Annotated in this window: 9 protein-coding genes; 7 read left to right on the plus strand and 2 right to left on the minus strand. The window is 49.5% G+C overall.

The window, feature by feature from the left end:
- Positions 1 to 120: 120 nt before the first annotated feature.
- Together DXC57_RS12605 and DXC57_RS12610 are read right to left on the minus strand one after the other, a co-directional pair.
- Positions 121 to 810 carry a response regulator gene (locus tag DXC57_RS12605; protein WP_117795944.1) on the minus strand — a complete coding sequence of 230 codons (690 nt, stop codon included), beginning with the start codon at positions 808 to 810 and terminating at the stop codon, positions 121 to 123.
- Positions 803 to 2,458, minus strand: coding sequence for an ATP-binding protein (locus DXC57_RS12610; protein WP_118467257.1), 1,656 nt, complete (start codon positions 2,456 to 2,458; stop codon positions 803 to 805). The genes DXC57_RS12605 and DXC57_RS12610 overlap by 8 nt, the downstream gene beginning before the upstream one ends.
- 539 nt (positions 2,459 to 2,997) lie before the next feature.
- On the opposite strand from DXC57_RS12610, the gene gap reads away from it, so the two are divergent.
- From gap to DXC57_RS12645, 7 genes are all read left to right on the plus strand, one after another.
- On the plus strand, positions 2,998 to 4,011 hold the full coding sequence (gap, locus tag DXC57_RS12615; RefSeq protein ID WP_022359484.1) for a type I glyceraldehyde-3-phosphate dehydrogenase: 1,014 nt from the start codon (positions 2,998 to 3,000) through the stop codon (positions 4,009 to 4,011).
- Positions 4,012 to 4,114: 103 nt separating this feature from the next.
- On the plus strand, positions 4,115 to 5,320 hold the full coding sequence (locus DXC57_RS12620; protein WP_118652931.1) for a phosphoglycerate kinase: 1,206 nt from the start codon (positions 4,115 to 4,117) through the stop codon (positions 5,318 to 5,320).
- A gap of 32 nt (positions 5,321 to 5,352) precedes the next feature.
- On the plus strand, positions 5,353 to 6,102 hold the full coding sequence (gene tpiA / locus DXC57_RS12625; protein ID WP_022359187.1) for a triose-phosphate isomerase: 750 nt from the start codon (positions 5,353 to 5,355) through the stop codon (positions 6,100 to 6,102).
- Between the two features lie 166 nt (positions 6,103 to 6,268).
- Positions 6,269 to 7,810: a 2,3-bisphosphoglycerate-independent phosphoglycerate mutase gene (gene gpmI, locus DXC57_RS12630; RefSeq protein ID WP_118652933.1), complete on the plus strand. Its 1,542-nt coding sequence runs from the start codon at positions 6,269 to 6,271 to the stop codon at positions 7,808 to 7,810.
- 290 nt (positions 7,811 to 8,100) lie between these two features.
- Positions 8,101 to 8,976: a DegV family protein gene (locus tag DXC57_RS12635; RefSeq protein WP_118652981.1), complete on the plus strand. Its 876-nt coding sequence runs from the start codon at positions 8,101 to 8,103 to the stop codon at positions 8,974 to 8,976.
- 108 nt (positions 8,977 to 9,084) lie between these two features.
- Entirely contained in the window at positions 9,085 to 10,599 is a 1,515-nt protein-coding gene (locus DXC57_RS12640) for an ATP-binding protein (RefSeq protein ID WP_118652935.1), read from the plus strand.
- 200 nt (positions 10,600 to 10,799) lie between these two features.
- Positions 10,800 to 11,762 (plus strand): GerMN domain-containing protein, encoded by a 963-nt coding sequence (locus DXC57_RS12645; protein ID WP_118652937.1) that lies wholly within the window; start codon positions 10,800 to 10,802, stop codon positions 11,760 to 11,762.
- Positions 11,763 to 11,793: the final 31 nt, after the last annotated feature.

Consider the following 11,793-nt stretch of genomic DNA (forward strand, 5'->3'; position numbering starts at 1 on the left):
AAATAAAAATGACTATAAAAAAGCGACTGCAGTATAGATTCGACTCTATGGTGAATCTGTACAGCTGCAGCCGCGAAAAGACAGGAAAAACCTGAATATTGCTGGAAAACGAAGTGGTTTTTATTTTCCGGAATATCTATATTTAATAGAAGGGCGTCCACCGGTCTGGTAATCGATCATGCTGACCAGTTCGTTGGTTTCGACTAAGTAATTTAAGTACCGCCGGACTGTAATACGGGACAAATGAACCTGTTCCGAAATCTGTTCGCTGGACCAGACCTCCTCCGGATGTTCGGAGAGAAAGAGGCGGATCAGTCCAAGGGTGCGTTCATTTAAGCCCTTTGTCAGCGGAGCGCTCTGGGAGGAGACATCCGGGACGGAGAAGAGGCGGTCGATCTCCGCCTGTCCCAGGTCAGAAGCGGACGCCGATGTTTTCAATTCCTCCTGACGTTTCGCAAATCGTTCCAGGGCAGCTTTGAAACGGTCATATTCAAATGGTTTGACGAGATAATCGGTGACGCCGCGGGATATAAGCCGGCGGACGGTCTCTGCGTCGTTGGCAGAGGTTACCATAATGATCGCAGGGGTCATGCCAGCCGCGTGGAGCTGGTCGATAAATTCGTCGCCGTTCATCTGAGGCGTGTAGTAGTCGAGAATAATCAGGTCAACCGTGCAGTTCTGCAGATACTGCAGGGCAAGGATGCCGTTTTTGAAAGTTGCCTCCACGTGAAAAGAGGAGGTCAGCTCGACATACTGTTTATTGATGGATGCAACCATCGGATCATCTTCTATAATAATGACTTTATACATTAGATTCTGTCTCCTTTCGGGTAAATGTCAGGGTGAAGCAGGTGCCCTCGCCAGGCTCTGTGTCAATATCGATGGTTCCGCCGTACTCCTCCATCAGCTCATGAACCAGGAAAAGCCCGGTTCCGCGGTTCTCGCCCTTGGAGGAAACACCTTTTTCGAAAATATGATCGAGCAGCTGTGGCTGTATGCCGTGCCCGGTGTCCTCGCAGGTGATGATGTTGACGTCTGGGCGGCAGTAGATGCCGATGTGGATCTCGCGCGGGCTTTCAGATGCGTTAATGACATCCGGACTGGCGGTGTGATCGTGGCTTAGCTCTTCAATGGCATTTTCCATCAGATTGCCGAGAATGGTGACAAATCCTTCCACCGGGATCAGCAGATCATGGTCGCGGCAGGTGCTGTCGGCGCTGACCTGCAGGCGGATGCCAAGCTCGGCGGCGTGCATCATTTTCCCGATCACAAGCGCACAGATTTTCGGAACGCGGATGCAGTTGGCTGTCTCACGGACGGACTGGCTGGAGACAAGGCTGCTGTTGGTGATAAAATTCATCGCCTGCTGAATCTCCCCGGTCTGTAGGTAGCCGAGAATGATGTGCAGCTTATTTAAAAATTCATGGTTGAACGCGCGCAGCGTGTCCAACATATTGTGGGCGCCGGAAAGCTCGTCGGAGAGACGCAGGAGGTCGGTGCGGTCAAATAAAACGATCAGGACACCTCGGCGCGCCTGTTTACCGCGTCCATGGATCGGCACCTCCTTGACGATGAGCTGGCGTCCGGCGAAGCTGATGCTCTCGTGCGTTACACTTTCGCCGGTTTTTATGACCTGATCGAAAGCGGTCTGTGGAAACAATTCCTGAATCGTGAGGTGGGTGAGCGGAGGGTCGTTTGCAGGACGACCGAGTATTGTGGAAACTTTCTGGTTGGCAAAGAGAATTCTGCCGTCCAGATCGGTTGCGGCAAGTCCCTCGTCGATCATATTCATGACCTCATCCTGGCGGGTATAAATATTGACGAGTTCTTCCGGGTCATATCCCAACAGGGAGTCGCGCAGCAGGGAGAACATTGTGTGCGTCAGGGAAATGCTGACGATCATCATGATCAGGAATATAATTATATAAAAGAACAGCAGACTGCGGTGCTGGGCGGACAGGGTAGCGGTGAACAGGGAAACCATCACAAAACCGACGATCTCTCCGCCGCTGTTTTTTACTGCGTGAAAGGCGCGCCGCTGCATGCCGTGCGTGCCGTAGCCGGTTGTGATATATGGATCGCTTCCTGCCAGAATAGCGTCCTCGTCACCTGCCACGTAGGAATCGCCGGTTTTCAGACGGTTCGTGTGGTAAAAGCGCAGTCCGTTTTTATCACTGATGACGATGACATTGATATCTGGTATATTCGAAGAAAGAGAATCCAGGTCGCGGGTCACGGTGGAATCAGGATAGCCGTTTTCCAGCATGGCGGCGACATCCGGAATTGCAGCAATATAAGAAGCAGTACCGCTGATCAGCTTGTCCATATCCTTTCGCTGCCTGGAAATATCAAAAAACAGAGTAAAACCAAGTGAGATGAGCACCAGGGTAGCGGAAAGGAGCAGAAAGGATCGGTACAGATTCTGTTCCAGCGCTGATTTTCCTTCCTTTATCTTCATATATAAAACCTCCGGAATTTATTTGATGTAGGAAATGAGTTGATCCGGTCTGCAAAATGTGTAAACCAAAACGATGATTAAAGTTATTATAGTAAAAAAAGAAACGATCTGCAAGAAAGTGTGGAGGTTTACAAGACGCCGGATGGCGAATTGCAAAGTGGCCGGGTTATTGTTCACGGGTAGGCACTTTTGGAACCGAAAGTGCCGTAAGAAAACGTGGTGGCAGCAGGAATTTGCCGTATTCAAATGCGAAGCCACGGAAAAAGGTTGAAAAACAAGAAGAGATCGATTAAAATGAAAATAGTTCGAATTAGAGCATTTGGTTAAAAAATTATGCAAAATTAAGGCTGTCAGCACAAAATTCCATTTAAGGTATGACAATCCGTCGAAGTTGTGCGCAGCAAGAGAGAAAATACTGAATATTTGCTGTAAAATTTACAAAAAACCACTTGCTATTTTAGGAAAAGTTGGGTACAATACAAGCAGGGTTGATTAATATTTAACAATCATGAAGATGAATTTCTAGGAGGAATGAGATCATGGCAGTAAAAGTTGCAATTAATGGTTTTGGTCGTATTGGTCGTCTGGCTTTCAGACAGATGTTTGGCGCTGAGGGTTACGAAGTCGTAGCTATCAACGATCTGACAAATCCGAAAATGTTAGCTCACCTGTTAAAGTATGATTCTGCTCAGGGCAGATACGATGGACATACGGTAGAAGCTGGCGAAGATTATATTGTAGTAGATGGCAAGAAGATTACTATCTACGCAAAGGCAAACGCTGCTGAACTTCCGTGGGGCGAGATTGGTGTAGACGTAGTTCTGGAGTGTACCGGATTCTATACATCCAAGGCAAAAGCACAGGCACATATCGATGCAGGCGCTAAGAAAGTCGTTATCTCCGCACCGGCAGGCAATGACCTTCCGACTATCGTATACAATGTAAACCACAAGACACTGAAACCGGAAGATAAGATTATCTCCGCAGCATCCTGTACAACTAACTGCCTGGCTCCGATGGCTAAGGCATTAAACGACTATGCTCCGATTCAGTCCGGTATCATGTCCACCATCCACGCTTACACAGGCGATCAGATGATTCTGGACGGACCGCACAGAAAAGGCGATTTAAGAAGAGCAAGAGCAGGCGCTGTCAACATCGTTCCGAACTCCACCGGTGCTGCAAAAGCGATTGGTCTGGTTATTCCGGAATTAAACGGCAAGCTCATCGGTTCCGCACAGCGTGTTCCGGTTCCGACTGGTTCCACTACTATTCTGACAGCCGTTGTTAAGAAAGCTGACGTTACTAAGGAAGCTATCAACGAGGCTATGAAGGCAGCTCAGACTGAGTCCTTCGGCTACAACGAGGATGAGATCGTTTCTTCCGATATCGTAGGTATCCGCTATGGTTCCCTGTTTGATTCTACACAGACTATGGTATCTCCGATCGGTGATGACTTATATCAGGTACAGGTTGTTTCCTGGTATGACAACGAGAACTCCTACACAAGCCAGATGGTTCGTACAATCAAATACTTCGCAGAGCTGGCATAATTTTATCGATTCGATAGAAAATCATAAGGATTCAAGATGGGTCCGGTCCTCGGTCGGGACCGGACCTGTTTTTTATTCTTTTATAATGTAAAGGAGACAGGATATGCTGAATAAAAAATCCGTGGATGATATCAATGTAAAGAGCAAACGCGTTCTGGTACGCTGTGATTTCAACGTACCGTTAAAAGAAGGAAAGATCACCGATGAAAACCGTCTGGTGGCAGCGCTTCCGACGATCAAAAAACTGATTGCGGACGGCGGAAAGGTAATTCTCTGCTCCCATCTTGGCAAACCGAAGGGAGAGCCGAAGCCGGAGCTGTCTCTGGCACCGGTAGCCGTTCGTCTGTCTGAACTTCTGGGACAGGAAGTGAAATTTGCAGCCGATCCGGAAGTGGTTGGAGCGAACGCAAGGGCAGCCGTTGAGGCGATGAAGGATGGCGAGGTTGTTCTGCTTGAGAACACCCGTTACCGTGCCGAGGAAACCAAGAACGGTGAGGCGTTCAGCAAGGATCTGGCATCCCTGTGTGATGTCTATGTGGACGATGCATTTGGTACTGCACACCGCGCACACTGCTCAAACGTAGGCGTGACCCAGTATGTGGACACCGCAGTAGTTGGTTACCTGATGCAGAAAGAGATCGATTTCCTTGGAAATGCAGTAGATAACCCGGTTCGCCCGTTCGTTGCCATTTTAGGCGGTGCGAAGGTAGCCGATAAATTAAACGTTATCTCCAACCTGCTGGAGAAGTGCGACACGCTGATCATCGGCGGCGGCATGGCATTTACCTTCTTAAAAGCACAGGGCAAGGAGATTGGTAAATCCTTAGTCGATGATACAAAGTTAGATTATTGCCGTGAGATGGTAGAGAAGGCGGCGAAGCTTGGCAAGAAACTGCTTCTTCCGGTTGATGCAGCTGTAGCAGCATCCTTCCCGGATCCGATCGATGCACCGATCGAGGTACAGAATGTATCGGTTGACGCTATCTCGGCTGATACGATGGGACTTGACATAGGACCGGAAACTGCAAAGCTGTATGCAGACACCGTAAAATCTGCTAAGACAGTTGTATGGAACGGACCGATGGGTGTATTTGAGAACCCGACTCTGGCACAGGGTACAATCGCAGTTGCAAAAGCACTGGCAGACACCGAAGCGACCACGATCATCGGCGGCGGCGATTCTGCAGCAGCGGTCAACCAGCTTGGATTTGGCGACAAGATGACCCATATTTCTACCGGCGGCGGCGCTTCTCTGGAATTCTTAGAGGGAAAAGAGCTTCCGGGCGTAGCGGCAGCGAATGATAAATAAATAAACAAACAGAAAAGAGGAATAGAATAGTCATGGCTAGAAGAAAGATCGTAGCAGGCAACTGGAAAATGAACATGACGCCGTCGGAGGCAGTAGCTCTGGTAGAGCTTCTGAAGCCGCTCGTTGTTTCGGAAGATGTAGACGTTGTATTCTGCGTACCGGCGATTGATATTATCCCGGTTGTAAAAGCGTGCGAGGGAACCAACATCGCAGTCGGCGCTGAAAATATGTATTTCGAGGAGAAAGGTGCTTACACCGGCGAGATCTCCCCGAATATGCTGACCGATGCAGGCGTTAAATACGTGATTATCGGACATTCCGAGCGCAGAGAATACTTTGCAGAGACCGATGAGACGGTCAATAAGAAAGTACTGAAAGCATTTGAGCACGGTCTGACCCCGATCATCTGCTGCGGCGAGACTCTGACCCAGAGAGAGCAGGGCATCACGCTTGACTGGATCCGTCAGCAGATCAAGATCGCATTCCAGAATGTGACCGCAGAGCAGGCAAAGACAGCTGTGATCGCATACGAGCCAATCTGGGCGATCGGTACCGGCAAGGTAGCGACCACCGAGCAGGCTGAGGAAGTGTGCGGCGCGATCCGTGCGTGCATCAAGGAAGTGTACGATGAGGCGACCGCAGAGGCGATCCGCATTCAGTACGGCGGTTCCGTATCCGCAGCATCGGCTCCGGAGCTGTTTGCACAGCCGGATATCGATGGCGGTCTGGTAGGCGGCGCATCCTTAAAGGCAGATTTTGGAAAGATTGTAAATTATAAATAAGAGATGAGCAAAAGGGGGCTGTCGCACGTGTGAGGCGTGGCAGTCCCCTTTTTGCCAGTAAAAAAAGAAGGTGAAGGTTTTGAACTGAAACAATCAAAATTGTTGGTTCATCCGGTTGTTTCAGAAAAAACGGTTCATTTCATGGAAGGAAAGGAAGAAGAAAGAGATGAAAAAAAAGCCAACCGTATTAATGATTCTCGATGGATATGGCATGAGAGATACCTGTGAGCACAATGCCGTGTGTGAGGCGAAGACACCGATCATGGATCAGCTGATGAGCCAGTGCCCGTTTGTGCGCGGCAATGCCAGCGGTCTGGCGGTCGGTCTGCCGGACGGACAGATGGGTAACTCGGAGGTTGGACATTTAAATATGGGTGCCGGACGTATCGTATACCAGGAGCTGACCCGTATCACGAAATCAATCGAGGATGGCGATTTCTTTGAGAATCCGGAATTTCTGGCAGCCGCAGACACCTGCAAGAAAAATGATTCCGCCCTGCATCTGTTCGGACTGGTATCAGACGGCGGCGTTCACAGCCATCTGACTCATTTATTCGGACTTCTGGAGTTCGCAAAACGTCAGGGACTTAAAAAAGTGTATGTGCACTGCTTCCTGGACGGACGTGATACACCGCCGACCTCCGGCAAGGAGTTCGTAGCAGAATTAGAGAAGAAGATTCAGCAGCTTGGCATCGGCGAGGTGGCTTCCGTGATGGGACGCTACTATGCGATGGACCGTGATAAAAACTGGGATCGTGTCCAGAAAGCTTATGATGTGCTGACAAAGGCAGAGGGCGAGAAGGCAGAAAGCGCGTGTGCAGGCATTCAGGCATCCTATGATAAAGAGGTAAACGATGAGTTTGTCGTACCGTTCTATGTAGAGAAGGACGGAAAGCCGGTTGCCACGATTCAGGATGGCGATTCCGTCATTTTCTTCAACTTCCGTCCGGACCGTGCAAGAGAGATCACCCGCGCATTCTGCGATGAGGGATTTACCGGATTTGCGAGAGAGAAGAAGCTTGACCTGACGTTTGTATGCTTTACCGATTACGATGAGACGATCGGGAACAAGCTGATTGCGTTCAAGAAGGAAGAGATTAAGAACACGTTTGGAGAGTTCCTGGCGGCGCACCATATGACGCAGGCACGTATCGCCGAAACCGAGAAATATGCACACGTAACATTTTTCTTCAACGGCGGCGTGGAAGAGCCGAACGAGGGCGAGGACCGCATTCTGGTTCCGTCTCCGAAGGAGGTTCCGACCTACGACCTGAAACCGGAGATGAGCGCACCGATCGTGTGCGATAAGCTGGTGGAGGCGATTGAGTCCGGCAAATATGATGTCATCATCATCAATTTTGCAAACCCGGATATGGTAGGCCACACGGGTGTGGAGTCGGCTGCAATCAAGGCGATTGAGACCGTCGATGCCTGCGTAGGACGTGCAGTTGAAGCCATCAAGGCAGCCGGAGGCGTTCTCTTTATCTGCGCCGATCACGGTAATGCAGAGGTGATGGTTGATGAGGCAACCGGCGAGCCGTGGACCGCTCACACGACCAATCAGGTGCCGTTTGTCCTGGTCGGCGCTGACCCGGCGTACAAGCTGCGCGAGGGCGGACGCCTCTGCGATATTGTGCCGACGCTGATTGAACTGATGGGACTTGAGAAGCCGAAGGAGATGACGGGAGAGTCGCTGTTGGTGAAATAGGGAGAATTTTCGAATATATTAGGAAAGTATAAATATAACCGTCAATAAGAATCGGGAAAACTGCCATAAAGCAAGAAAAGATCATGAACAGAGAAATGGTCGGGGCTTGTTTTGTGGCAGTTTTTGGTTACTTCTCTCTTCCATTTCATAAGAAAATAGGATAAAATAAAATCATCTATGTGAACCGCTCGGAGGCTGTTCCAGGGCAGACATTTTTAGAAAAGAAAGTGTTATGCGGAAAGGAAAATAGGATGGCAGCAGATTCACAGGGAAAACAGGAGGAAACAAGCATGAAGGTAGCGGTTGTTACAGACAGCAACAGCGGAATTACACAGGCACAGGCGAAAGAGATGGGCGTATATGTCCTGCCGATGCCGTTTATGATTGATGGAACCGAGTATCTGGAAGATATAAATTTGACACAGAAGGAATTTTATGAGCATCTGAGCGGGGATCACGATGTGAGCACATCCCAGCCGTCCCCGGAGACGATCTTAAATCTCTGGGAAAAACTTTTGGAGGAATACGATGCAGTTGTGCACATCCCGATGTCCGGCGGGCTTTCGAGTTCCTGCCAGACGGCAAAGATGCTGGCAGATGATTTCGACGGAAAAGTGCAGGTGGCGGATAATCACAGGATTTCCGTGACACAGCGCCGTTCGGTGCAGGATGCGCTTGACATGGCGGCAGCCGGCATGGACGCGGAGGCGATCTGCAAAAAGCTGGAAGAGACAGGTTTGGATTCAACTATTTATGTCACGGTTGACACATTAAAATACCTGAAAAAGGGCGGTAGAATCACACCAGCGGCAGCAGCGCTCGGAACACTTCTCCGTTTAAAACCGGTTCTGACGATACAGGGCGAGAAGCTGGACGCATTTGCGAAGGCGCGGACGATGAAACAGGCGCGTTCCATGATGATCACGGCGATCACCCGCGATCTGGAAAATCGGTTTGATGATATGACGGGAGAAAAAACGTATATTGATGTAGCGCATACCGACAATGATGAGATGGCGCAGGAGCTGGCAGCCGAGCTTCGGGAACTTTTCCCGGAGACGGAAGTCCGTGTAGAGCCGCTGTCCTTAAGTGTAGCCTGCCATATCGGACCGGGAGCGCTGGCGATTGCGGCAACGAAGAAGCTTGAAATCGGATCGTTGTTGTGAAAAACGCAGTTACAGAGCAGCATTTCGGGGTTACAGTTCACAGCCAATGTCAGGAAGTTAAGCAACCCAAGTAAGAGCGCGTGAATTGTAATCGTTCAGGACAGGAACATGAGAAGAATAGCAGAACATAAAAGAAAGATATGGAAAGCGATGGAGCACACGATCGGGATGAGAATCCCTCTGTTCCTCGCCTTTCTGATTCTGACGCTGGTTCCGCTTCTGGTACAGGTTCGTTTTACATCGGGGTATTTTTACCAGAGCCACGTGGAAGAACGGATGGCGGAAGCGCAGAACCGGTGTCTGATTTTAGCAAACAAGATACGCAGCAGTGATTATATCAATGTACTGCTGTCGGGAAATCCAAATCCGGCGCTGGATGCGGAACTTAGTACAACGGCGGATCTGATGAACGGAAGAATCGTGCTGGTGGACGACAGCTTTAAGATTTTGAAAGACACATTTGATCTTTCCAGAGGGAAAACGCTGGTTGTATCGGATGTGTTAAAGGCATTTGACGGGGAAACTTCCAGCTATCTGAACCAGAAGAAAAAGTATTTCTATGTAGCGCAGCCGATTCAGGCAAAAAGCACGGATGCAGCGCCGATCGATTCGGATGTGGCAGCCGGAAATGGGAAAAATACGGCAGGCGTGCAGGGAGTCCTTCTTCTGATGGCGTCCACGGAAAATTCGGCGCTTTTGCAGGAGAAAATTGTGCAGAAGACGGGATTTTTGCAGCTCGTTATGTTCTGTTTTATTCTGATCGCAGATTTATTGGCGGCGGCTTGCTTGCTGAAACCATTCCGCCGCCTGCAGCAGCAGCTCGATATGGTGGCAGAGGGAAATCTGGATCAGGATATTGATGTAAAAACATATCGGGAGACGCGGGACATTTCGGAGGCAGTCATGCAGACCATCCGGAAGCTGAAAAACCTGGATCAGTCGCGTCAGGAGTTTGTTTCCAACGTGTCGCATGAGCTGAAAACACCGCTGACTTCGATAAGGGTGCTGGCGGATTCTCTGATGGGGATGGAGAACGCCCCGGCGGAGTTATATCAGGAGTTTATGCAGGATATTTCGGCGGAGATTGACCGCGAGGGCAAGATTATCGATGATCTGCTGACGTTAGTCAAAATGGATAAATCATCGCCGGATCTGAATATTGCCCAGACTTCGATCAATGGTCTTCTGGAACAGATTTTAAAACGTCTGACCCCGATCGCGAAGCGGCGGAACATTGAGATCACGTATGAGAGCAAGCGGGAAGTATCGGCGGATGTGGACGAGGTAAAATTGAGCCTGGCACTTTCGAACCTGGTGGAAAATGCGATCAAGTATAACCGCGAAGAGGGAAAAGTCTGGGTGACGCTGGATGCTGACCACAAGTTCTTTTATGTGAAGGTAGAGGATAATGGCGTGGGAATCCCGAAAGAATTCCAGGAGCGCGTATTTGAGCGTTTTTACCGTGTAGATAAGGCGCGCTCACGCGAGACAGGCGGTACCGGGCTGGGGCTTGCGATCACGAAGAATATTATTCTTCTTCATCAGGGCGCGATCCGCCTGAAGAGTGAAGAAGGCAAGGGAGCAACCTTTACGGTGCGGATTCCGTTGAATTATATTCCGTAGACAGCGTGGTTCTGGGCGGTTTAGAGGTTCGAGAGGGTTGCTGGTGCTGTAGTGTTCGAATATTTCGGTGTTTGAATGCTGTCGTGTTCGAATGTTTCAGTGTTTGAATGTTGCGGTATTTGAGTGTTGCAGTGTTCGAATGTGAGGCAGGGAAATGTCTATTGTGAGATAGATTGCAAAATAACAACAGGAAATAATAAATGGAGAAAATAAGAAAAAAAAGCTCTGGAAAACGGGCAGGAAGCGTAAGTTCGTGGCTGATCCTTTGCCTGGCATGTCTGCTTCTTCTGAGCGGATGCCGAAAAAAAGAAGAGGTGCATCCGACGGCGGGTGAGGACGGCGTCTATCAGATTTATTATCTCAATTCGACGCGCACGGGGCTGGCGAGTGTTTCCTATCAGACGGAGACGGCGGACGCTGAGATCCTGATCGGGGAGCTGGCGGGACAGATCCTTGCGGCGCCGGAAAACCCGGAGTATCAGGCAGTTTTAAGCGATAAGGTTGAATTCCTGGATATTAACCGGGACAATAATGTGCTGACGCTGAATTTTAATCAGGAATATATGAATATGAAAGCGTCGAGGGAGATTCTGTGCCGGGCGGCGCTGGCAAAGACCTTTACACAGGTTAAGGGAGTCGATTATATCAGCATTAATTGCGAGGGACAGCCGCTTCTGGACACACATGGAAACCCGGTGGGCGCGATCGCAGGAAGTGATTTTGTAGACAGTATTTCGGATGTCAATTCCTATGAAAAAGTAGAGCTGACCCTGTATTTTGCCAATGAAGAAAAAGATGGTCTGGTGGCAGAAAAACGGGAAGTATTTCACAGTATGAACACGTCGCTGGAACGCCTGGTAGTGGAACAGCTGCTGGCAGGTTCCCAGAATGGCGGGCTTTCAGTGATGCCGAAAAATACAAAGGTATTAAACGTATCACTGACAGATAATACCTGCTATGTCAACCTGGATAGCAGTTTTATTTCCGGGGATATCGATGTGGCGGAGTATATTCCGATTTACGCGATCGTCGATTCGCTGACAGAGCTTCAGACGGTGAATAAAGTACAGATCACGGTCAATGGCTCGGCAGATGTGACGTACCGGAATGTGATTTCGCTGGTGCAGCCTCTGGAGAGAGAGGAGAAGTATATTGTGAAGTAACTGTCAGACAGAATGTATATGCCATGTTTGG

Source organism: Clostridium sp. TF06-15AC, from assembly GCF_003481165.1.
GTDB lineage: Bacteria > Bacillota > Clostridia > Lachnospirales > Lachnospiraceae > Otoolea > Otoolea fessa.